We start from the raw sequence: 23,611 nt of genomic DNA on the forward strand, positions 1-23,611 counted from the left end.
GCCGCATCGCGCATGCCAAGCCCTGGCGTCAATTGGGTTGCGGCAAACTCTGCCGCCAGTGGCCACGCCAGAAAGGCCGCAACACCGAGCAGCGCAATCAGAACAACGAACACCACGAGCAACTTCAGTGCGGCGTTGCTCTCGTCGGCGTCGCTCACTGCTCACCTTTAATTATGTCGCGAAATTCCTGTGGGCGTGGCATACCGCGAGCGTATATTTCCGCCTCGTCGCCAGCCGTAAACACCGACACGTCTCCCACACCTAACATACGGTTCATAAACGACTGATACACCTTAACCGTGCGTACAGTTCTGACATCTACCTCTGTGCGATCCTTGCTGAGGAGCCCCTGCTCCAAACAGATTTCCCCGCCGCTAATCTGCAGCTTGGTTGCCTTGCATTTCATATACCAGACCAAGAAGATAATTATGCCGATACCTACCGGCACCAATATCAACGACCCGATAAATGCAAAGGGGCGAGCACGAAACATGACGGGGTGTTCGCTGTAATTCAGAGACACGAAAGAACTCCTTGATGGTTTTTAATTTCTTATTTGAGTCTATGCCCCTGAGATTTGCAAGACACATATCCTGAATGACTCGATTCCTTAACCCATAGGCTAGCGCGTATCACACTCCAGCTAGATATTGATCAGCACTAGAAAACACCATGGCAAGTGCAGTGTGCCCACCCAACTCCTCAGAGAGCCGGGGGACTATAGAACATAAAAACGGACATTACCGGACCATTGATATGGTACTCACCCATCAAGCTATAATGCAGCACGGTGTTAACACTGACAACTCTAACGATAAAAGCAGGTAAGCGAATGTCTTTTAAGGAATACGCCGATTACGACGCACTGGGCCTGGCCAAACTGGTTGCCGATGGCCAGGTAACCCCCAGCGAATTGCTGGACGAAGCCATTCGGCGCCGCGACGCGGTAAACCCAGAGATTAACGCGGTCGTACATCCGATGGACGACGTGGCCAGACAGACCATCGCCAATCCGCTACCCAAAGGCCCGTTCACTGGCGTGCCTTTTCTACTGAAAGATTTCTGCGCCGCCTATGCCGGCGTCCCCCTGACCAACGGCAGCCGCGCCTTCAAAGAGTATGTGCCGGACTACGACTGCGAACTCGTCAAGCGTTTCAAGGCCAGCGGAGTAGTCACCTTTGGCAAAACCAACACCCCTGAATTTGCGATTGTTGGCGCCACAGAGCCGGCACTACACGGCACTTGCCGCAATCCCTGGAATCCGCAGCGCACCGTGGGCGGCTCCAGCGGTGGTTCAGGCGCAGCGGTTGCAGCTGGCATTGTGCCTATGGCCAGCGGCGGTGACGGCGGCGGTTCACTGCGCATTCCGGCAGCCTGTGGAGGACTCGTGGGATTCAAAGCCTCGCGAGGCCGCGTACCCCACGGCCCATTGCACGGCGACCCATGGTACGGCCAGGTACAGGACGGCGTTATCACCCGCAGTGTTCGCGATAGCGCCGCCATGCTCGATGCGATTCGAGGCACTGATCTCGGCGCGCCTTACGCCGAACCTCCTCTGACAGGCACGCTTCTCGATGCCTGCACCCGGGCACCGAAAAAATTGCGTATCGCCTTTTCTGACCAACCGCTGATGCGCGATGGCAAACTTCACCCGGATGCGATCAAGGGGCTGAACCAGACCGTTACGCTCTTGCAGGAACTCGGCCATGAGGTCACGCAAGCTCACCCCCCCTTTTCCGTAGGGGCACTGACGGAAGGCTACCTACTGCGTATCGCTACGTCGGTCGGGGGGGAAATTCAGGCCACTGAGGATTTACTTGGCCGCAAACTGCGCTATAGCGAGCTGGAACCGGAAACCTGGATGCTGGCGCAGCTTGGACGCAGTTTTTCCGCTGCCCAGTTCGACATCGCCCATCGCCGCCTCTATACAGAAAGCCGGCGCTTTGAAGCCTTTATGCAAAGCTATGACATTTTTCTCACGCCCACACTCAGCGGGCCACCCGTGGAGCACGGTTATTTCAAATCACGCGGCCTCGAGAAATGGCTGGCGCCGCTGGCAAGTCGCGTCCCCTTGGGCAAGCTGAGCGCCAACGCCACCACGCTGCAGCGGCTGGCCGACCAGGCATTCGATTGGGTCAGCGCGACCATGGCCTTTAATATCACCGGCAATCCGTCCGTCTCGCTGCCACTGCACTGGAATGATGACAAGTTGCCCGTTGGCATGATGTTTACCGGACAATTCGGCCGCGACGACGTGCTGTTTCAACTGGCCGTACAGCTTGAACAGGCAAAACCCTGGTGGCATATGAGAGCCCCCTTGTTTACCGAATAAGATTCGCGCTTTTCGCGCGATCCGCTATTCTCGAAAGATAGACAACACGACGGCACCCTAAACGCGATAGTCAGACAGGAGCAGTATGGGATTCCAACACCAATGGCAGGACGGCCAGGTTATAGAGTTGCAGACCGGAAAAATTGTCTGCGCCGGATTAAATTACGCGCTGCACGTGCAGGAAATGAACAGCACGCCTGCAGAGGATGAACCAGTACTGTTTATCAAACCCGGCACGGCATTGCAGAGCCTGCATCAGCCGCTGAACATTCCACAAACACGCGGCGCCGTGCACCATGAACTTGAAATTGCCGTGCTGATCAGCCGCAAACTGCAGGACTGCAACGAATCCGAGGCCCGGGGCGCTGTCAGCGGCATCGCGCTGGCACTGGATCTGACCCTGCGCGACCTGCAAAGTACGCTGAAAAAGACAGGCAGACCTTGGGAGAAATCCAAGGCTTTCGACGGTAGCTGTGCAATATCGCACTTTGTCCCGGTAAGCCAGTGCCCGCCATTAAACCGGATCGACATCGGCCTTGCTGTTAACGAACAAGCCCGCCAAACCGGAAACAGCAGCGATATGCTGTTCCCCATTCCCCGCCTGCTATGTGAAATCAGCCGTTACTTCACGCTGGAACCCGGCGACATCGTACTCACCGGCACACCGCAAGGGGTGGGGCCTCTCGTCAGCGGTGACCGCCTGTCCATGAGATTGGCAAACGTGCTTAGCCTTGAAACAACCGTAGCCTAGCGGGCTGGCTAATAAAACAAGAGTGGATGCGTTTTACTTTCATCCAACAGCGCATCGAAATCAAAGCTGTCATCTTCCGGATAAAGCGTAAAAATACTTAGCCTGGGTTCTGAAGCAAACGCGTTAGGACCCAAAGCGCCAGCCATCGTCCCCACACTGAAAAAGCGCTTCAGTGTGCCATCAATCGGAATTTGCACTTTGAAACTGGCCATAGGCTCCGTGCGCGCCGCTCTTTGCTGCCAGTCTTCCGGCACACTCGGATACTGCTGCAAACGTTCCAACGTCGCCTTGGTTGTTTCATCATTGGTAAACAGTGCCGTTTGCTGTATCGACATCAATATCGCGGAAAGCGTGTCTTCCCAATCGCTGATGATATTACCGGCGCCTTGGCGGTCGAAAATGAAATCGTAAAGATTGCTAACGTTATTGAGTTCTTCGTCTTCTACCACATGAGAATAAAAGCTCACCCAGCCGCGATTCACCATTAGCAGGTTCGCCGCGCCATCCACCACCGACGTCGGATAGGGGTCCAGCGCGCGCAGGTTCATGATCATCGCCTTGCGCAGCCACTTAAGTTCAGGGGAGTTAAAATCGCGACCTTCGTTGGCCGGCGCAAATCCTGCCGCGAGCAGAAGATGATTCCGGTCGCGCGATCCCAGCGACAGCGCCTCGCCGATTTCCGTCACCATGGCTTCGCTGGGCCGGCTCGAACCATTTTCCAGTCGGCTGATATGACGCGGCGAGCTATCTAGCCGATAAGCTAGCTCTTCCTGGCTAACTTTATGCACACTACGCCAAAAGCGCAGAAAGCGGCTAAAGACACTGGAGATTTCGTTTTTTGACATTATTTGAGATGAGCGCGCTACAGAATGCGCCATTCTTGACGTGACGACGTCCGATTGCAAGCGCCGGGGCCAAGCGGCCCCGTCAGCCGAGGCTTATTTCGCCTTACCCGGCAATGTTCCCATCATTTTGCAAATTATGCTGAGCATCACCTCGTCGGCACCGCCGCCAATGGAGGTAATCCGCGTATCGCGGTAGGCGCGCGCCACCGGGTTATCCCACATAAAGCCCATGCCGCCCCAATATTGCAGACAAGCATCCGTCACTTCACGCTGCAGACGGCCCACTTTCAATTTCGCCATCGACGCCTTCATAGTGACATCTTCGCCATTGATATAGCCTTCTACAGCATCGTAGGTCAGGGCTCGCAGGGCAGTCACTTCGGTTAGCAGCTCGGCCAGACGGAAGTGCACCACCTGATTGTCGAGCACCGATTTGCCAAAAATCTTTCTCTCCCGGGTGTATTCCGTGGTTTTTTCAATCAGGTATTCCATGCTCTTCAGACCACCCGCTGCCGCGTACAGCCGCTCTTCCTGAAACTGCAGCATCTGATAGACAAAGCCCTGCCCTTCTTCACCAATGCGATTGCGCTGCGGTACCCGCACATCATCCAGAAACACCTGCGCAGTATCCGATGACCGCATACCGAGCTTGTTCAGGCGCGCTGAAAAGGAAACACCCGGCGCATTGGTCGGCACAACGATCAGCGACTTATTCAGATGCGGTTTATCGTCGCTGGTATTGGCAAGCAAGCACAGGTAATCCGCCTGGGTAGAGTTAGTGATCCACATTTTGGTGCCGTTGATCACATAATCATCACCATCTTTGCGCGCAGTGGTTTTGATCGCAGCCACATCAGAGCCTGCATGGGGTTCGCTCACCGCAATGGAGAAAACAGCATCGCCTGCTATGGCTGGCACGAGGAATTCCTTGCACAGCGCATCGCTGCCAAACTTGGCCAGCGCGGGTGTAGCCATATCGGTCTGCACACCGATACCCATCGACACACCGCCACTGGCTATCAGGCCCATTTCTTCAATAAACGCCATCTGGTAGCTGTAATCGAGCCCCATACCGCCATACTCGGCAGGCTTGTTGATCCCCAGAAGGCCAAGGTCGCCAAGCTTTTTAAACACCTGGTGCGCCGGGAAAATCCCTTCCTCTTCCCAGGCATCCGCAAAGGGGTTGATCTCCTTTTCGATAAACTGGGCTGCCGTGTTACGAATGGCTTGGTGTTCTTCAGTAAAACGCATGGTGCTCTCCTTGTTATATTGGCATTCCTGTCGCACCTGGCTATTGTCCAACGCGACGGGTGAACATTTGATGGCTAACCTTTTCGCCTGCAGGCAAGCTCCCACCAATCAAACAAAGTCCAGCGGGAGCCAGCCTTACTGGCAATTGCTCGACGCACCGCCCGTAGACTTGCGGACGAGCGCTTACGGAAAATCGGGCTTAAAACAACTCGGGCGCATCGGTAAACGGATACTTTACCGGCTTAAACAACGCCTGCTCTGCGCCAACGGCTTCCGCCTTTACAAAAGCCGGGCGCGCTTTCAAGCGCTGCCAGTAGTCCCGAACAACCGGCTCATAAAACTGATCAAGCCCCAGGCTTTCCCCCAGGTATAACGCATAGCCAATGGCAATATCGGCGATGGTAAAACGGTTATCGCAGAGAAACTCGCGCCCCTCGAGGTGGGCGTTCAGCCTCTTGAGACGTTTAATAAACCAGGTACTGTAATCTTCTACCGCCTGCGGCAGGCGTCGATCTTTAGCTTCGAGCTGGGAATATCGCAGCGCAATGGTCTGCGGGAAAGTCAGGGTTGCATCCGAGTGAAACAGCCAATTGAGATAGTCGCCGTATTCCGGCTGATCTACTTTAACCCCAAAGTCAAAGCGCTCGAATCTCTCCACCAGATAAAGACAAATACCGGAAGACTCGGTCATCTCTACCTCACCGTGAGTAAAAAAAGGCACCGTTCCCAAGGCGTTGGTCTCAAGGTAGTCCCGCTGAAAGACCCTCGGTGGAAACGGCAACAAGACCAGCTCATAGTCCAGCCCCATCTCTTCAAGCGCCCACAGCGGTCGCAAGGAGCGAGCGCTGTAACTGTGCCAGAGTTTCAGTTTACTCATCGTTATTCCTACTATCCGGTTGACCTACAATTGATATTGACGCGCGGCAAGATCACGCATTATTTCTTCGCTGCCCCCGCCAATAGCGTTGACACGCACTTCTCGGTAGAAACGCTCCACCCGGTTACCGCGTAGGTAACAGGCCCCGCCCAGTATCTGGCTGGCTTCACGCGTACAGTATTCCATGGTTTCACTGGCCTGAACCTTAGCCAATGCCAGGTCGCCCGGGCTCAATCGGTTTTCAATGTGGGCCAGCGTTACGTGCTGCAAATAGGCTTGAGTGGCATTGATTTTCTGCTTCATGGTGGCAATCTTGTGGCGAATGACCTGATGGTCAGCCAGCCGCTTGCCGAAGGTTTTTCGCTGCTGCGCCCACTCCACCGCCTCTTCAAGACAAACCCGCGAAGCCGCTTCCATGGTCACCGCCAGGCCGATGCGCTCCGCATTGAAGTTACTCATGATCACGAGAAAGCCCTGGCCTTCTTCACCAATCAGGTTTTCAACTGGCACCTTCACCTCATCAAAATAGATGGTGCCAGTTTCCGCACACCACCAACCCTGTTTGCGATCCAGACGCGTGCGCGAGACCCCTTCAAGATCAGTGGGAATCAGCAGCATAGACACACCGCGCGCGCCATCACCGCCGGTACGCACGGCGGTGCTTACCCAATCCGCGCCCATCACACCGGAAATAAAGGTCTTACTGCCATTCACAATGTAGTAATCACCCTCACGGCGTGCGGTGGTTGTGATATTGGCAACATCAGATCCACCCGAAGGCTCAGTAATGCCCAACGCAATGCGCTTCTGCCCCGCCATGATTGGCGGAATAACCTGCTTCTTGATCTCTTCTCTGGCGAAGTGCACCACCGGCGGCAGGCCAATACCGTGAATCATCAGATTACTGGCAAGGCCACCGGCAGAACCGGCACGGGTAAGCTCCTCATTGGCAATTCCCACGTGCCAGGCATCGATACCTTCAGAGATGCCACCGTAGGCCTCCGGATAGCCTAGCTGCAGCAGACCAATTTCGGCGGCTTTGGGCCAGAGCTCATCTGCAATTTTTCCGGCCTCCTCCCATTCATCGAGATAGGGGACAACTTCAGTATCAAGAAATTTGCGTAATTGGGTGCGCCAGGCTTCGTGCTCAGGCGTCAGATGCGGGTTGTGCAGGCGGGCACTGTCGAAACACAGCGACATGGTATCTCCTTTGGACACACGCTTATTATCGATGCTCAGTGTAGCGGGGTTTTCCCAGCAAACTTGGGAGATGGCGCCAAAAATGTTGGAATTAAAACCCCTGCTGTCTGCACCAGTCGGCAATAGCAATGAGCACCTGCTCAGGCGCCTCCTGAGGCAGCATATGCCCAACTCCGGGCACCGTGATGGCTTGGATATGGGCAGGCAACCGCCGCTGATTGCGGGCAAATTCCGCCTGGGGATGCAGATAGGACGTCTCTCCACGCAAAATCAGGGTTGGAACCTCCAGCTTGCGTGCCACCGGCCAGAAGACCGCTGTGTGTTGAAAATTCCGGGCTTCCCACTCTCGGCTATACGCCAATGTGTAGCCAGAACCCTGACTACGCAGGGCGGCGGCACCATAGTCGGCCATCGCTTGCTCCGTGAAGCTGCGGTACACCGCTTTCTCCCGATGGTAAGCCACAAAGGCATCCGAATCCGGCCAGATTTCCCGGCGATTGCGGGTACGGGTCACCAGCTCCATGCGTTTGGTCAATGCCGGGACCAGGCGAACCAAGAAGGGCAGCCAGCGCCCGGGCACCGTTGCCGGATCAATCAACACCAGAGCGCGAAATCGCTCCGGGTGACGACGCGCTGCCAGCGCAGTCACCGTAGCGCCGATGGAATGGCCAATGCCAATCGTCGGCAGTGTTATCGCCCTCGGCTCAAGAGATGCTAGCAGATCTTCGGCATGGCCATGCCAGTTAAAACCCTCCGGCGGTATTTTCTTATCCCAAACACCACGGTTTTCCAAGCCGAGCAAAGGCCATTGATCCGACAAGCCTTTCAACAGGAAGTCATAGCTTCGGACCGGAAAACCGTTGGCAGCCAAAAATACGGCTTTTGCCTCTCCCTTGCCCCATTTCAGGGCGCGACGACTCAACGGTGGCAGATCCAACTCACTCATAATCTCAACGCAAAATTTAAAGAGCCTGTATGGTACACACTCTCGGGCTGCTGTGAAGCAATCATGAAATCAATTCAAGCTATTGATTCTCCGTATGAAACAACGTAAACATAGGCATGGAAACTTGTGCCCATTTTTTGTAATGTAGGGCTCGAAATCCTGCGCCCCATTGGGGTGCAGACAATAATGTGTTTTCACGGGGAGACCATAATGAGAAAACACCTGCCTTTAGCTGCGGCAATTGCCGCGATATCTGCGTCTTATACCTCACCGGGTATTGCCCAAAATCAACAAGCTGTACTGGAAGAAGTTGTAGTCACCGCGCGGAAGCGCTCTGAAACGCTGCAGGATGTACCTTTTTCTATCGCTGCTCAAACTGAAGGTCAGCTGCGCCGTTCAGGTGCTACCAACCTCGAAACGATGGCTGATGGCGTAGCCGGCTTGGCGGTACAGAATTTAGGCCCCGGTCAAAGCCAGGTCGCCATCCGCGGTATCTCTGCGGGACAGATAGTCCGAGATCAGCCCGGAGTGAAGGAGCAAGCCGGGGTATATCTCGACGAATCAGTTATCTCACTGTCCCTTTTTACGCCTGATCTGGACTTTTATGACACCAACCGCGTAGAGGTGCTTCGTGGCCCCCAGGGCACGCTGTTCGGTTCTGGCTCTCTCTCGGGCACTATTCGTTACATTAGTAACGAGCCAGATTTAGCTGAAACTTCAGGCTCAATCAGCAGTACAGCCCAACACGTAACAGACGGCGAGTGGGGCGGCAGCCTGAAAGGACATGTCAATATTCCTCTAAGTGATACTCTCGCTATTCGCGCAGTCGCTTATGCCGAGGAGTTCGCTGGTTACATTGATGCTCACCAGCCAAATGGTGGCATGAAGAAAGACGTCAATAGCGGCAACCGCGAAGGGGCGAGAATCGCGCTCAAGTTTGAGCCAAATGACAAGCTCAGCATTACCCCTAGAGTGGCATATCAGAACATCGATATGGATGGTTTCAACCGCGAAGACCACTACAATATTTTGGCAAACCCCTTTACTACCACACGCCCCGCCATTGATATGGACGAGCGCGAGCAGTACACGCAGCTGCAAGAGAAGTTTAAAGACGAGTTTTTCCTTGCTGATGTGACCGTCAACTACAGCACTGACGAACTACTATTCACCTCCATCACATCCTGGACAGACCGCGATGTGCTTGTGCTGCGCGATGCCACCGCACTCACGGCTAGTATCACAGGTGGATCTGCCAATGAGTCCGAAACGATCTACACGCTGGATGCGCCGCTGGCTGATGAGACAGAAGTAGAAGTTGCGACCCAAGAGTTTCGTTTGGCGTCCAATGACGAGAGTCAACTGCAGTGGGTAGCCGGTGTGTTTTACTCGGAAATCGACCGTCACTATGGTCAGTCCCTGGTAGTCGCAGGCTACGAAGCCAATGGTGGTACCGCGTTCGCCCCCACAGCAGGCCCTCGCGCCAGCACCGACGAGCTCTACTATTCCGACATTCCCTACGAGCTAAAGCAGTTTGCAGTATTTGGCGAAATGTCATATGACGTAACCGAACGACTCAACCTGACGGTGGGCGCTCGCTGGTTCGACTTCGAAGAAGACCGGATACTGACCTTCGACGGCTCATTTGCAACTAGAACAATCGATGTGCCTGGTGAGACCGATAGCAGTGGCGTATCACCTCGAATTCTTGCACGGTACGACTTGAACGACGATGTCATGCTTAATGCGCAAGTAGCCAAAGGCTTTCGCTTGGGTGGTATCAACGACCCAATAAATACGGCCCTTTGTACTCCGCAGGATGCCGCAACATTTGGTGGTTTTAATGAGTTCGACGATGAAGAAGTCATAAACTACGAAATTGGCGCCAAAACTACTGCGTTTGGAGGTCGAGGCACCTTTAACATCTCCGCGTTCTATTCTGACATAGAAAACCTGCAGGCAACCCTTGACGCTGGTACATGCTCATCACGAATCGTGTACAACGTCGAAGATGCTCATTCCCAAGGTATTGAGATCGAGATCGCCGCTCGCCCCACCGACAACTGGGAAGTAAGCTTGGCTGCAAGCTATATCGATGCCGAGCTCGACTCGACTGTCACGTCAACTGATAGCGGTGGGAATGTTACTATTCTGGCAGGTATCGAGGATGGCAATGAATTGCCTACCGCTTCAGACTACAGTTTGGCCCTGACCAGCACTTACTTCTTTGAACTCACGGAAGGCTGGGAAGGCTATGTGACTGGTGCCTTCCAGAGTGTCGGAGCGCGCTATACACAGATTAATGATCAGACTGCTGGCGCAGGTACGGTAAGCCTGTTCCAAAACGTTGGCGGCGGTACGCAATCAACTTTTAACTTCGACAGTGATCTGGATAGCTACCAGACCGTCAACCTCCGCTTTGGTGGTCGCACCGCAAACTGGGATATTGCTCTGTTTGTAAATAACGCGACGGATGAGAATGTTCGCCAGTCACTTGACCGCGAGCGTGGAGGACGCGCCCGCGTCGGCTACCGCGTCGGCCAACCCCGCACTGCAGGCATTACCGCCCGCTACGACTTCTAACCTGAAAAGGTGACCATTTGGTAAGGGCAGCCCTCGGGCTGCCCTTTTTTTATCCATAGGCGTTACACTAGAGGACTAAACTATTTTTTGACGACTACCATGAGCGCTGATCAAACCAACACCTTCCAACGCCGCCTCGACCTAGAAGGCGCGCCCAATATCCGCGATTTGGGCGGATACGCGACCGCAGACGGGGGCACTACCCGCTGGGGCCGTATCTTCCGGGCCGGCCGACTATCTGCCCTGACCCCCAGTGACAAAGCCACGCTACAGCAATTTAACCTGCGCGTGATCTGCGATTTCCGGCGCGAAGACGAGTATCTGAAAGACGTCACAGACCTGGGCGATTTCGCCGATGCAGCGATTCATAACCTCGCCATTTCGCCAGGCAACCACACCCGCTCTATTGCCGAGACAGAGTTCACCAAGGTAAGCGGTGAACAGATGTTCGAATGGATGGTGCTGATCAACCGTGAACTGGCGCTTAAACAGACCCACACTTACCGCCGGATGTTTGAACTGCTGCTCGACACCGAAGATGGCGGCTTTCTGTTCCACTGCTCGGCGGGCAAAGACAGAACCGGCTTTGCCGCAGCCCTGATACTCGCCGCCTTGGATGTGCCGCGCGAAACCATCATGGAAGACTACCTGCTAACAGCCCAGTACTACCCGCCAAAGGGCGAGCTGGAATATTTGGCCGGAAAGTATATGGACAACTCGCCAGAGACTGACTTGAGCGTGTTTCATGCCTTGATGGACACCCGCGAGGAATATCTGAATTCGGCTTTCAACGCGATTGAAGAGCACTACGACTCCACGGATCACTACCTAGAACAGGAACTGGGCATCAACCGCGCACTGCGGCAAAAGCTGAAAGCTCGTTACGTCGAGTAATCATTGCGAGGATTGCTGTACGGCGTCGGTCAGCCCAGCCTGCTTTACCACCCGGCGCCAGGCAATAATCTGCGCTGCCAGTGACAGCCTGACCCGCAATTCCTCCTCCCAGAGGGGCTTGCGGATGAAATCATCCGCCCCCGCATCCATCGCCGCAATAAGATCCACACGCTGTGAGCGTCCGGTTATCATGACAAAGTAGGGCCTGCTCGACAGCGGCATCTGCTGCACCTCCCGGCAAATATCCAAACCACTGACACAGGGCAATTCCCAGTCACACAACACGATATCGAACAAAGGTTTTTTCAGACACTTCAGTGCCTGCTCGCCGTCGCCGACACAAACCACATTCACACCGCGCCGCCCCAAAAGCACCTTGATTCGCTCGCGCTCCGCCAGAGAGTCGTCTACGACCAGCGCGGTGTAAATGGCTGCGGATTCATTAGGTGTAGTATTCATCACTCATTCTCCGCTAGGCGACCAGAGAAGAGCTGGAAAACGAGCCCCCGCTCCAATAGGCGCGGCAGCGGAACGCACGCCGCAATCGCAAATGCAGCTCCTCTGCACTGCGGCTTTCTGCGGCCATGATATCGTCGACCCCGGGCGCCGCGTTGACAGGCGTATCGTGTGCCTCGTTCATCAACAACACATAGGGACGCCCACTTAGGGAGAACAACGAAAGATCTTTGGCAATTTCCAACCCGCTCGAATCCGGCAGCTGCCGCGTTACAAGCAAGGCTGCCACGTTATTGTTTTGCAAGGTCAAGCGAGCTTCAGCACCGCTGCCCACCGCAATAACACGATAACCTTGCTCCTCAAGGAAACGCTTAGTTGTCAGACGGCGCCCCAGCGCCCGGTCTGCAATCAAAACGACACCCTTTTCCCCCTCATCAGCACGCTCTACATTCGCTTTCATGGTAGTAACCTCTTTTGGGTTTGCTCATGTCTGATGACATAACCTTCGTTGCAAACTGGAGGCCAAAACCGATAAATTTGTTTTTCTATTTATTTTACAAAGAGTTATCGGCACTCGATTGTCCTAATCGCAAAACCTGGCTCAATTGCATCGCAAAATGCAATCCAAGTTGCAAAGCAAAGCGAAAGCGTGCTCGAGCACAAGGGCCTGAGCGCTAAAATGCTTGCCTGAAAATCACTCCATCGGTTCGCAGCGCCGCAACTGAGGCATTGTGATCATCGGCTGCGCTCGACCTACTTCCTCTTGCAGCCGCATTGAACGGGTGTGACTACCCTGAAGCCAGGCGGTGGATACGCTCAACAGCATCGAACTGCCACCCCAACAGCGCCAACCATCCATTTCGCGGCTGCATAACGTACCCGCACTATTTCCTGATACGCCACTAAACTTCTGCGGCGATACTGTCGTAATCAAGCGGCAATGAATTCAAAATAAGGTGGGGGCGGTTGGGGAAGCGTTTCTATAAGTGTTCTAGAAAGCCCGCCGTGCACCGACGGCGGGCTGTGAGGCAACGACGTTACTGCAGCAGACTGCGCAGCATCCAGGCCGTTTTTTCGTGAACCTGCATACGCTGGGTCAGCAGGTCTGCGGTGGGCTCATCATCGGCTTCATTTACTGCAGGTAACATCTTGCGCGCGGTTCGCACCACGGCCTCCCGCGCGAGCACCAGTTCGCGAATCATTTCTTCTGCGTCTTCCTGACCCGATGCTTCTGACACCGACGAGAGCTGCGCAAACTCTTTGTAGGATCCCGGCGCTGGCTCACCGAGCGTGCGAATTCGCTCGGCGATTTCATCGATCGCCGGTGCCAGCTCAAGGTACTGCTCTTCAAACATCTTGTGCAGTGTATTGAACATCGGGCCGGTTACGTTCCAGTGGTAATTGTGGGTTTTCAGATACAGCGTGTATTCGTCAGCCAATAGCAGTGAGAGGCCTTTGGCGATGTCCGTGCGACGCTGTTTTTCAATCCCGATATCTATAGCCGGTGCAGTATTTCTCATAATGTCCTCCTTGCTCTCTATCTTTTTCAACCTTGATGAACAGTGTAAACATAGGCCAAAGCTTAGAAAAAATGGCTTTTATCGATCATGGCGATTGAAAAAACCTATGACGAAACATCGATCTACGTAATACGTCGCGCGCCTTAAAAACGCACCCAACGATTGCAATTTTTTGCTAATAAGCTATTTTTAGAAAATGTGCACTTACACAAAAAAAAGAGCACACACGGTGGTAATGGGAAACCAACGTTAACCGGGGAGATATAAGATGAATAACATTCTGATCCGACATCTAACCTGGGTGAGTGTGTTTGCAGCTAGCAGCGCACAGGCAGCCAACCCACAATTCCAGAGCTTTTTTGATCAGGCCTGTAGCAACGCCACAGGCAGCATGGCCACACGGTGCAGCGGCCCTACGGGCAGCAACCTCTCGGGAGACAGTGAATCATCGCTCACTCCAAGCCAGATGCTCAGCGCAGGCGATGCAAGCCTGCTGACGGCCGAGTCAAAGGCATTGGACAGCGGCGAGCTTCTGAAAATAGGCCCGTTAAGTGTCGCCTTCAACATCAGCACCGGGGAACTCGACGCCGATGATCGAGACGGGAGCAACGCCGAACGAGGCTACACGGCAGACATATCCAGCTTTGCCATGACGTTTGATTACCGCCATTCGGAACAACTGGTCTCGGGGGCCATACTCTCCTTTGAGCGCAGCGAACTCGAGTTCGACGCCCTTGAACCCTCGGGCTCACCCTTCACCCCCCAACCACGGGCGGGTCGCTATGAAACTGACGGCATTGCGATAACTGGCTTTGCGCAATACACCACCTCTACAGGGGTGTTCGCTGATGCCAGTATTGGCTATACCGACCTGTCCCACGACTTCGAGCGCAACTCGGTATACCAGCCATCGTCGCGGGTCTCACAATTGGATGTGAGTACGGAAGCCGACGCTGACGGTCAGAGACTCTCGCTTCATGTGCGCGCGGGGAAAAGTATCCAGCTGGGCGCTTGGAGCGTGAGCCCGCAGACAAGCGTAATGCACGTAAACACCACCACCGACAGCTACCGAGAGAAAGATACTAATAACAGCGGCCTGGCCATGCGCTACAAACGCTATAAACAGGATTCCTTACTAGGCATTGTGGGAACCAGCCTCCAACGAGCGTTCAGTACTGATTTTGGCGTCATTTCCACCCAACTGCGCGCAGACTACCAGCGCGAGTTTGAACGCGACGACGAGGAGGTTGATGCCATCTTTGTCAATGACAGCGGCGGTACAGTATTTACCCTCGCCGGCGACGATCCGGATAAGAGCTATGTACGTGCCGGACTCAGTGTGGTCGCACTGTTGGCTCAGGGCTGGTCACTCTACTTGGATTACGAACAGCTATTCGGTAACAGCGAGTATGACCAATACCGCAGTACGTTGGGGTTTCGAAAAGAGCTTTAATGCCCGCGGTGCAGGAATTTCGGTGCGCTGATGATGCCAGGCATACCGCCTGGCCAACTGGCGCCGCCGGGGTCGGGAGCACCCTATTAGTGAAAAGCACCCAGAAGGAACCAAGCGTGAGAAATACCTGCCGCGCCGGCTTGCTGGGCGCCCCAACTAGCCCCCGCAACGCCCCAAAGGCGGGTTTGAGCGCCTCCAGCAGCTGCTTTCGGGGCTATTTTGGAGGAAATAGCATAAATCGACAAAATAAACGAGAAATTTTCCCTCAATTCCAGTATCGTAGGCGCCCATTTTTAACCCATCTTACTTTAGATTAGAGAGCGCCGTGACTGACTTATCCCTCTACCGCAACATCGGTATTTTCGCCCACGTTGATGCCGGAAAAACCACCACAACTGAGCGAGTCCTCAAACTCACCGGTAAAATCCACAAACTGGGTGAGGTTCACGAGGGCGAATCAACCACCGACTTCATGGAACAGGAAGCTGAGCGTGGTATTACCATCCAGTCAGCCGCTGTTACCTGTGAGTGGAATGGTCACCGCCTGAACATCATCGACACCCCTGGGCACGTTGACTTCACTGTAGAAGTTTACCGTTCACTGAAAGTACTCGATGGCGGCATTGGCGTATTCTGCGGCTCTGGTGGTGTTGAGCCCCAGTCAGAGACCAACTGGCGCTATGCGAACGAATCCAAAGTATCCCGCTTGATCTTTGTTAACAAGCTGGACCGTATTGGCGCAGATTTCCACCGCGTAACCGCACAGGTTAAAAAGGTACTGGGCGCCAACCCACTGGTTATGACCCTGCCAATTGGCCGTGAAGACGAATTCTCCGGTGTTGTCGACCTGCTGACCAGAAAAGCTTATATCTGGGATGAAACTGGGCAGCCAGAAAACTACGAAATTACCGACATCCCCGCCGACATGGTGGACGATGTTGAAATGTACCGCGAGCAACTGATCGAAACTGCGGTAGAAATGGACGACGACCTGATGATGGCTTACATGGACGGCGAAGACCCCTCCATTGATGACATCAAGCGCTGTATCCGTAAAGGTACGCTGGAACTGACCTTCTTCCCGACCTACTGTGGTTCTGCATTCAAAAACAAAGGGATGCAACTGCTGCTGGATGCGGTTGTTGATTACCTGCCCAGCCCAACCGAAGTTAACCCGCAGCCGCTGACCAACGAAGAAGGCGAGCCTACCGGCGAATACGCAATCGTTTCGCCCGACGAGCCACTGCGCGCACTGGCGTTCAAAATCATGGACGACCGCTTCGGCGCCCTGACGTTCGTGCGGATTTACTCAGGCAGGCTGAAGAAGGGTGACACCATCCTCAACTCCTTTACCGGCAAGACCGAACGTATCGGCCGCATGGTAGAAATGCAGGCTGACGAGCGTAACGAGCTGAGCAACGCTCAGGCTGGCGACATCATCGCCATCGTAGGCATGAAAAACGTACAAACCGGCCACACCCTGTGTGACCAGGATCACCCCTGTACGCTGGAAGCCATGGTATTCCCTGAGCCCGTTATCTCCATTTCGGTAACACCGAAAGACAAAGGCTCTACCGAAAAAATGGGTATCGCCATCGGCAAGATGGTTGCTGAAGATCCCTCGTTCCGCGTTGAAACTGATGAAGACTCAGGCGAAACCATCCTTAAAGGTATGGGCGAGCTTCACCTCGACATCAAAGTCGACATCCTTAAGCGTACTTACGGCGTAGAGCTGGAAGTTGGTCAGCCACAGGTTGCCTACCGCGAAACCATCACCCAGAAAATCGAAGACAGCTACACGCACAAGAAGCAGTCTGGTGGTTCTGGTCAGTTCGGTAAGATCGACTACACGATGGAACCCGGCGAGCCGAACTCTGGTTTCACCTTCACCTCAACGGTCGTGGGCGGTAACGTACCCAAGGAATTCTTCCCGGCTATAGAGAAAGGCTTCAAGTCAATGATGGAAACTGGCCCGCTGGCCGGCTTCCCGGTTCTGGACGTTGCCATCAACCTCCACGACGGTGCTTACCACGCAGTTGACTCCTCGGCAGTGGCTTTCGAAATTGCCGCAAAAGGCGCTTTCCGTCAGTCAATGCCTAAAGCTGGCGCACAGCTCCTGGAGCCGGTCATGAAGGTTGACGTGTTCAGCCCGGAAGACAATGTTGGTGATGTTATCGGTGACCTTAACCGTCGTCGCGGCATGATCTCTGGTCAAGAGCCCAACTCAACCGGCGTTCGCATTAAAGCTGACGTACCACTGTCTGAAATGTTTGGCTACATCAGCACCCTGCGTACCATGACTTCCGGTCGCGGCCAGTTCTCCATGGAGTTCTCGCACTACGCAGCCTGCCCCACCAATGTTGCAGAAGAAGTGATTGCCAAAGAGAGAGAGAAAAAGGCTGCCAAGTCGAAGTAACCCGCTCTTTGTACGCTCAGAGCCCTGTCAGCGACGCTGACAGGGCTTTTTTGTGGGCGATTGCAAAACTACAGCGGCGACAGCCTGAAGAGAGATTATAGAATCGCCATAATATAGAAACTCTTTCAGCGATCAATTGATTAGAATTTGCCCAACCCGGCCCTCCGGCTACACCCTTTATCACCAACCAGCGCCTTATCCGCTTTGTACCATTCAAGACATTAACCCGGCGCGACGCCTAGGCCATAATTGCCCGCGCTTATGGCCTTGCTGGAACAGCTGGCCGCCAGTCCGCGAAGAGCGTTGACAGGGACTTTACAATCTTGGCTACAGCCCATTGTCGCCATGCGACTCTTTACGAAAGCGAACGGAATTACCGAAGGCTTTCAGAACAAGATGGAAATGATGTCACGGCGAGCGTATGGTTTTAGAAACTTTGAAAATTACAGATTAAGAGTGCTGGCCCATTGTGGATGGGACGGGATAATCAACAGGGTGAGATGAATGCCCATCCCCCGTTAATGGGGTAGAGCCAAAAAAAAGCAGACCAACTTACGTTGATCCGCTTTTAAAGTGGTAGCGGGGGCAGGATTTGAACCTACGACCTTCGGGTTATGAGCCCGACGAGCTACCAAGCTGCTCCACCCCGCATCAAAACTGTTGACTGGCTAACTGCGTCTCGCCAATCGAGGCTGCGCATTATAGGGAGCCTGTTTAGCTATTGCAAGGCCCATTTGAAACTTTACTTAAAGCTCGCCCTCATGCTGCAGTTTGATCATGGTAGCAAGCGCACTCTCACCGCTATGCTCTATGGAATCCCAGCGCTTTTGGATTTCAAGAATCTCATCCAAGTGCTCCATAAACAATGCGAGCAAGGACGGATCAAAGTGTGAACCGGACTTTTCTTTCAGGAATTCGAGTATTTCATCCAGAGGCCACGGCTCCTTGTAGGGGCGACGCATACTCAATGCGTCAAACACATCAGCAATGGCGACAATTCGCGCCGACTCCGGAATGTCGGTACCGCTGATGCCGCGCGGGTAACCACTACCGTCCCAACACTCGTGATGGTTGTATGCAATCTCGGCAGCCAACTGGAACAGGGGCGTCGTACTTTTCACCAGAATATCCCGCCCGATGGTGGTATGGGTCTGCATTACCGCCATTTCATCGTCGGTGAGGCGTCGGGGGGCCTTCAAGATTTCGTCAGGGATACCAATCTTGCCGGTATCATGCATAGGAGCCGCGAGCTCCAACAGTTTGGCGTCCTCAACCGACCAGCCGGCTTTGGTTGCCAGGGTAGAGGCGTATGCCGCCATCCGCCAAATATGCACACCGGTATCGGTATCATTGAAGTGACCCGCTTCGCCGAGCATGTAAATAGCACTGCGCTGGCTGTCGGAGAGCTCGGCAGTCTTGGCTATAACAGCGGCACGGGTGGCGCGCTGCTGGTTAGCCAGCGTTAAATGCGTTTTCATGCGGGCTCTAACGATTGCCGGATTGATAGGCTTGGTGATGTAGTCCACCGCACCGAGCGCAAACCCCTGCTCCTCCTTGATGCTCTCTGTCACAGCAGTGACAAAGATCACAGGTATATCGCAGGTTTCCGGGTCTGCTTTCAAGCGGCGGCACACTTCATAGCCATCCATTTCTGGCATCATCACATCAAGCAGGATAATGTCGGGCTGCTGAGCCACGGCAATCTTTAGCGCCAACTGCCCGTTGATCGCCGCTCTAATCTGATAGTCGTCGGCCAACACAGACTTCAGAACATCAATATTCTGCGGCGTGTCGTCAACGATCAGGACAGTCTCACCACTCATGCATGATTCTCCTGACTGGAAAGTTCGCTCAGCAGTTCTGAGAGTTGACTGGCTGCAGCATCAAAATCGTAGCGTTGCACGGCGGAAATTACTGTCTCCAGGTTCGGCTTAAGTGGATGTGCTTCAAATAATTTTCGCAGCGCCACCAACTGATCCTCTGCACCGGCATCATAGCCTTCAAGCAACTTCATTATTCCAGTGGCTTTTTCGCGCAGTTCCTCATCACTGATACCGTGTAGAGAAGGCGCCTCCTGCGCACTGCGCAAATAGCTCTCCACTTCCCGCCGGGAATTCTCCAAGTCTCGACTGAGTATATTCAGGCGCAATTGCGCCTCTTCATGCGCCTCTCTTCTCACCAGCATGGCAATTTCAGCGGCGCTACCCGCCAATTGCGCGGCCCCAATAGCGGTCGCGGTTTTCTCAATACGAGAGCAGACCTCTAGCGAAGTGCTATCGTCTGCATTGTGCAATGCGGTAGTTAGCATTTCTTCCTCGCCGGCTGCTTTGGCAACGTAAGTGCCGAGCATATTTTTCACCAGCGATTCATTATTTCCAGACGTAGCGAGTGCCTTGTCAGGTGAAAAGAACCGAAACTCGGCGCTGCCATTTTCAATGTCACGGCGGTTAAGGCAACGCCGTGAAAAGGCCGTCCATCGCTCAACAATGTCGGTCAAAATTTCTACATTTACAGGTTTGCAAAGGTGGTCATTCATACCGCTTTGCAGCGCATTGAATTGATCCTGGGCCATGACGTTGGCAGAAAAGGCTATGATAGGAATTCCCGTTAGCCCGAGCTCCTGCCGAACATGTTTCGCGGTCGCCAGCCCATCCATGTTGGGCATCTGAACATCCATCAGAATACAGTCGAAATCGGTAGTTTTTTCCAGCACCGACACCAGCTCGACGCCGTCATTGCAAATCTGAACCTGCACACCAAGTTTCGCGAGTATTTCTTTAAGGATAAATTGATTTACCGGGTTGTCTTCGGCAGCAAGCAGGCTTAATCCAGAAAGACGACTACAGGCTTCGCTTGCATCTACATTGGAGTCGGTATCACTGTCTTCATGTAAACCGAGCTTTTGCGCGAGATGCCTACGCATGATGGGTTTGGCAAGAAGTCCACCAACACTTATGTCGCGGGAGCGTAACTCCGACTTCAGATCATCGATATCGTAAGCCGACATCATAATAATTCTAGAAGCATCCACCCTATAGTCATTGATCAGCGACTGAACGGTATTAACGCCACCACCGTCCGGCATTCGCCAGTCGATAATATAATGATCAAACTGTTGACCGTCACCCAACAACGCATTGAGCTCAGTCTTCGCACTCACACTCGTAGTTTTCGCCCCCAGCTTTTCCAGCATGGCCTCGAGAATTTCCCTGGCAGCACGATTATCATCAAGCACCAGTATTTTTTTCTCCGCGTAAGTATCTTGCGGGCTCACGCTCGACTCGGTCTCTTCTGCCAAAGGCAGTGTTAGCGCAAACCCGAACTTACTGCCCTGCCCGAGCTCGCTCTCTACCTTGAGCTCACCACCCATAAGTTCAACCAGCCGCTTGGAAATGGACAACCCGAGCCCAGTACCGCCGTGTTTGCGTGTGATGGATGCATCTGCTTGAGAAAATGAGAGAAAAAGCTCCGACAGACGATCTTCAGCGATGCCTATACCCGTATCTTCGACCGAGAAATTCAGCGTAATAGCACTTTCACTTCTGTCGTTCACGCTAACGCGAGTGATAATTTCCCCTTCCTCTGTGAATTTGATGGCGTTACTGCAGAGATTGATCAGCACCTGAGAAAGCCGCAGGGCATCACCCATCAGCTGTTCGGGAATGGTTTCATCGTAATCAATAAGGTATTCCAGACCTTTGCTGGTGGCCTGAATACTGAGCACAGCAATGATTTCTTTAAGCACTTCTTCAATTGAAAATGCTGTGTTTTCTATTTCCAGCTTGCCCGCTTCTACTTTCGAGAAGTCGAGTATGTCGTTGATAATGCCGAGCAAAGAGTTCGCAGAGGTACCGAGTTTGGAAATGTAGTTCTTCTGCTTATCCGTCAAAGGGGTCTGGCTGAGCAGATGTGTCATGCCAATAATGGAATTCATTGGCGTGCGAATTTCGTGGCTCATATTCGCCAGAAAATCAGACTTTGCCTCACTGGCCGCCTTGGCCTCTTCCATCGCCTTCTGCAGTTCCTCAGTCCGCTCAGACACTTGCTGTTCCAAGCCCTCTGCAGCTGATTTCAGGGATTGATAGGCGTCGTAAAGCTCGCGGCTTTTTTCCTCCAGTAGTTTTTCAGCCGATAGGCGCGCTTTTTTCTCCCGTTCGTAGCGCCTGGCAATTTGTTCGGGCGTTAGACTCATGCCACTACTTTTTCCAAGCGAAATTTGGCATGACTGCCATTACAGTCGCCCAGATCTTCTCGAGTTATTCGTATTTCCTCGCCGAAAAATGCAACAGAACCCCTTATCAGACCTTCAGCCAAATCGGCAAATGGACGTTGCGACTGGTAGATCATGGTCATTTCCAGGTCGCCGTTCTTTTCCGTTTTGAAGGTCGGCAGCTCCGCATCGTTGTATAACTTTTTAACCTCAATGTGTACGTGGTTTTCGATGCTATCCAAAAATGAAAAGGTGGATGTGACACCCTCAAAAAATGCAGGGTACAGTACGGTAAAGCGCTCAAGCAGGTACTCACCAAATACCTGAATAAGCGTGGGCACGGGAATATCGGTCTTTTCCGACAGCTTGCCAACAAGACTGACTATCTCGCCATGATCGTAGGTGGCAACCGAGGTGTAGACTCCTCCGGATTCGAGATCCACTTCGTCGAGTAAGGACTCCGTCATCTCCGGCGAAAACTTCTCATCGACCATTTCCATGAACTCTGTAAATACGATGCCTTTCATTACCCACCCTCAAAATTGGTTATAACGCACTATTTATCAATAGCTTCTACGTTTTTTGCTTATGGTGTTATCCGCGTTAGTACTTAACTATATGTGACGATTAGCGCGAACGCCACGACTCACTCTATTGAAAAAACGTAACCTGTACGGTAATTTCAGAACAGCATCCATAAAAATAGTCGCTGTCAGCCCACCGGAGCATCTGTCATGCCAGAAACCACAAAGCCCATCACCAGCCAAAGCCGCAGCGCACTACGAGAACTCATTGATTTGCTTGAGGAAATAGACAGCCGCTGGGCTAGCCCTGAGTGGAACATTCACACTGAGGCGGATGTTGCGGCCGCTCATCGCTCGCTGATGCATGTGCTTGAGGGCGGTCTGGCCGGGATGTTTGAGCTCGATGTTGCCTACCCGCAATTTCGGCGCATTGTCACGCCCTGGCGCAAATTTACCGGCGATAATGGCGACGCGATCTACTTTGACGCTCCGGTAAGCCCGGACTATGCCTACCGGGTGCGTGGCCAGATCAACGGCGCCGTGTATGTATCCATCACAATTGAAATTGGCACTGACGATGGCAGCATGGCGAGTAAAACTGCGGGCGTTATCAACGACACCCAATTTGATGTGGACGACGATGGCTGGTTTGAGCTGCGACTGGGCGGAGCACCCTCAGAGCGTAACTGGTTGCCCTTACCGGAAGGCGCGTCCCGGATCACAACCCGTCACTACTTTGAGGAAGCCCAGTGCGCCGCCGGCAACCCCGCCCGTGAGCCAGTACTGTTGATTGAAGCAATCAATCCGGATCGCCCCTCACTGATACCTGATGACGTATCCGTCGCGGAAGGCATTCGCCGAGTGGCCGGTTTTGTTCGAAGCCGCACCCTAGGCATGCCTCCGATGGCCAAGGCCGAGCAACCGCCCTTTGTCGCGCTGACACCTAACGCCTTTCCCAAGCCGGTAGTACCGGGCGACTTTGGTCTTTCTGCCTTTGATGCTCATTACTCCATGGCACCCTACTATCTGGAACCACACCAGGCACTGGTGATTACCGGTCGCTGGCCCAGCTGCCGTTTTGGCAGCCTGAATTTATGGACGCGCCATCAGCAAACCTACGATTATAATAATCGCCGTGCCTCGCTTAATCGCGCACAAACTCAGCTCGAAGAAGATGGCTCCTTTCGTATGATCATCGCCCATGAAGATCCCGGCTTGCCAAATTGGCTAGATACTGAAGGCCGAGTGCTGGGCCTTATGTTCTGGCGATTCTTTTTGGTTGATGGCGAGGTGGAAACACCACATGCCGAAGTGGTCGACCTGACGCAATTGCGTTAGTAACCCACCGACCGG

The 23,611-nt window shown here is 53.6% G+C and carries 19 protein-coding genes, 1 tRNA gene and 1 pseudogene; 8 read left to right on the forward strand and 13 right to left on the reverse strand.

Annotation, left to right across the window (positions count from 1 at the left end):
- Positions 1–154: 154 nt before the first annotated feature.
- The gene (locus AC222A_RS09005) at positions 155–523 is read right to left on the reverse strand and encodes a PH domain-containing protein (RefSeq protein ID WP_372748230.1); all 369 of its coding nucleotides are present in this window, start codon (positions 521–523) and stop codon (positions 155–157) included.
- A 309-nt stretch (positions 524–832) separates the two neighbouring features.
- Here AC222A_RS09005 and AC222A_RS09010 point away from each other — a divergent pair, with 309 nt between their 5' ends.
- Both AC222A_RS09010 and AC222A_RS09015 read left to right on the forward strand, forming a co-directional pair.
- Complete coding sequence (locus AC222A_RS09010; RefSeq protein ID WP_486774873.1) at positions 833–2,332, forward strand: amidase; 1,500 nt, start codon at positions 833–835, stop codon at positions 2,330–2,332.
- An 85-nt stretch (positions 2,333–2,417) separates the two neighbouring features.
- A complete protein-coding gene (locus AC222A_RS09015) occupies positions 2,418–3,083 on the forward strand; it encodes a fumarylacetoacetate hydrolase family protein (protein WP_486774874.1) in 666 nt (221 codons plus the stop codon).
- Between the two features lie 8 nt (positions 3,084–3,091).
- Here AC222A_RS09015 and AC222A_RS09020 read toward each other — a convergent pair whose 3' ends face one another.
- From AC222A_RS09020 to AC222A_RS09040, 5 genes are all read right to left on the reverse strand, one after another.
- Positions 3,092–3,961: a helix-turn-helix domain-containing protein gene (locus AC222A_RS09020; protein ID WP_372748233.1), complete on the reverse strand. Its 870-nt coding sequence runs from the start codon at positions 3,959–3,961 to the stop codon at positions 3,092–3,094.
- A gap of 60 nt (positions 3,962–4,021) precedes the next feature.
- Positions 4,022–5,179: an acyl-CoA dehydrogenase family protein gene (locus tag AC222A_RS09025; protein WP_372748234.1), complete on the reverse strand. Its 1,158-nt coding sequence runs from the start codon at positions 5,177–5,179 to the stop codon at positions 4,022–4,024.
- A 199-nt stretch (positions 5,180–5,378) separates the two neighbouring features.
- Positions 5,379–6,056 carry a glutathione S-transferase family protein gene (locus AC222A_RS09030; RefSeq protein WP_372748235.1) on the reverse strand — a complete coding sequence of 226 codons (678 nt, stop codon included), beginning with the start codon at positions 6,054–6,056 and terminating at the stop codon, positions 5,379–5,381.
- A gap of 24 nt (positions 6,057–6,080) precedes the next feature.
- The gene (locus AC222A_RS09035) at positions 6,081–7,256 is read right to left on the reverse strand and encodes an acyl-CoA dehydrogenase family protein (protein WP_486774875.1); all 1,176 of its coding nucleotides are present in this window, start codon (positions 7,254–7,256) and stop codon (positions 6,081–6,083) included.
- 91 nt (positions 7,257–7,347) lie between these two features.
- Positions 7,348–8,202 carry an alpha/beta fold hydrolase gene (locus tag AC222A_RS09040; protein ID WP_372748237.1) on the reverse strand — a complete coding sequence of 285 codons (855 nt, stop codon included), beginning with the start codon at positions 8,200–8,202 and terminating at the stop codon, positions 7,348–7,350.
- 210 nt (positions 8,203–8,412) lie between these two features.
- On the opposite strand from AC222A_RS09040, the gene AC222A_RS09045 reads away from it, so the two are divergent.
- Both AC222A_RS09045 and AC222A_RS09050 read left to right on the forward strand, forming a co-directional pair.
- The gene (locus tag AC222A_RS09045; protein ID WP_372763822.1) at positions 8,413–10,785 is read left to right on the forward strand and encodes a TonB-dependent receptor; all 2,373 of its coding nucleotides are present in this window, start codon (positions 8,413–8,415) and stop codon (positions 10,783–10,785) included.
- Positions 10,786–10,884: 99 nt separating this feature from the next.
- Positions 10,885–11,679, forward strand: a complete 795-nt coding sequence (locus AC222A_RS09050; protein ID WP_486774876.1) for a tyrosine-protein phosphatase — start codon at positions 10,885–10,887, stop codon at positions 11,677–11,679.
- Here the strand turns inward: AC222A_RS09050 and AC222A_RS09055 are convergent, their stop codons facing one another.
- The 3 genes from AC222A_RS09055 to AC222A_RS09065 all read right to left on the reverse strand — a co-directional run bounded on the left by AC222A_RS09055 (position 11,680) and on the right by AC222A_RS09065 (position 13,655).
- Entirely contained in the window at positions 11,680–12,138 is a 459-nt protein-coding gene (locus AC222A_RS09055) for a response regulator (protein ID WP_372760468.1), read from the reverse strand. It lies immediately after the preceding gene.
- A 13-nt stretch (positions 12,139–12,151) separates the two neighbouring features.
- A complete protein-coding gene (locus tag AC222A_RS09060) occupies positions 12,152–12,595 on the reverse strand; it encodes a PleD family two-component system response regulator (protein WP_372760466.1) in 444 nt (147 codons plus the stop codon).
- A 577-nt stretch (positions 12,596–13,172) separates the two neighbouring features.
- Positions 13,173–13,655, reverse strand: coding sequence for a Dps family protein (locus tag AC222A_RS09065; RefSeq protein ID WP_372783102.1), 483 nt, complete (start codon positions 13,653–13,655; stop codon positions 13,173–13,175).
- Between the two features lie 268 nt (positions 13,656–13,923).
- Here AC222A_RS09065 and AC222A_RS09070 point away from each other — a divergent pair, with 268 nt between their 5' ends.
- From AC222A_RS09070 to AC222A_RS09080, 3 genes and pseudogenes are all read left to right on the forward strand, one after another.
- Positions 13,924–15,108, forward strand: a complete 1,185-nt coding sequence (locus AC222A_RS09070; protein WP_486774877.1) for an autotransporter outer membrane beta-barrel domain-containing protein — start codon at positions 13,924–13,926, stop codon at positions 15,106–15,108.
- Between the two features lie 325 nt (positions 15,109–15,433).
- The gene (gene fusA / locus AC222A_RS09075; protein WP_372759606.1) at positions 15,434–17,524 is read left to right on the forward strand and encodes an elongation factor G; all 2,091 of its coding nucleotides are present in this window, start codon (positions 15,434–15,436) and stop codon (positions 17,522–17,524) included.
- Positions 17,525–17,700: 176 nt separating this feature from the next.
- Positions 17,701–18,028 (forward strand): annotated as a pseudogene (locus AC222A_RS09080) (transposase); the annotation flags it as partial.
- 70 nt (positions 18,029–18,098) lie between these two features.
- On the opposite strand, the gene AC222A_RS09085 reads toward AC222A_RS09080, so the two are convergent.
- The 4 genes from AC222A_RS09085 to AC222A_RS09100 all read right to left on the reverse strand — a co-directional run bounded on the left by AC222A_RS09085 (position 18,099) and on the right by AC222A_RS09100 (position 22,261).
- A tRNA-Met gene (locus tag AC222A_RS09085) sits at positions 18,099–18,175 on the reverse strand.
- Between the two features lie 95 nt (positions 18,176–18,270).
- On the reverse strand, positions 18,271–19,347 hold the full coding sequence (locus AC222A_RS09090; protein WP_372749030.1) for a response regulator: 1,077 nt from the start codon (positions 19,345–19,347) through the stop codon (positions 18,271–18,273).
- Positions 19,344–21,716 (reverse strand): response regulator, encoded by a 2,373-nt coding sequence (locus AC222A_RS09095; protein WP_372758604.1) that lies wholly within the window; start codon positions 21,714–21,716, stop codon positions 19,344–19,346. Before AC222A_RS09095 ends, AC222A_RS09090 begins: the two co-directional genes overlap by 4 nt.
- Entirely contained in the window at positions 21,713–22,261 is a 549-nt protein-coding gene (locus tag AC222A_RS09100) for a heme NO-binding domain-containing protein (RefSeq protein ID WP_372749028.1), read from the reverse strand. The genes AC222A_RS09095 and AC222A_RS09100 overlap by 4 nt, the downstream gene beginning before the upstream one ends.
- A 207-nt stretch (positions 22,262–22,468) precedes the next feature.
- Here AC222A_RS09100 and AC222A_RS09105 point away from each other — a divergent pair, with 207 nt between their 5' ends.
- Positions 22,469–23,596: a DUF1214 domain-containing protein gene (locus AC222A_RS09105; RefSeq protein WP_372749027.1), complete on the forward strand. Its 1,128-nt coding sequence runs from the start codon at positions 22,469–22,471 to the stop codon at positions 23,594–23,596.
- Positions 23,597–23,611: the final 15 nt, after the last annotated feature.

It is taken from the genome of Litorivivens sp. (assembly GCF_057445395.1).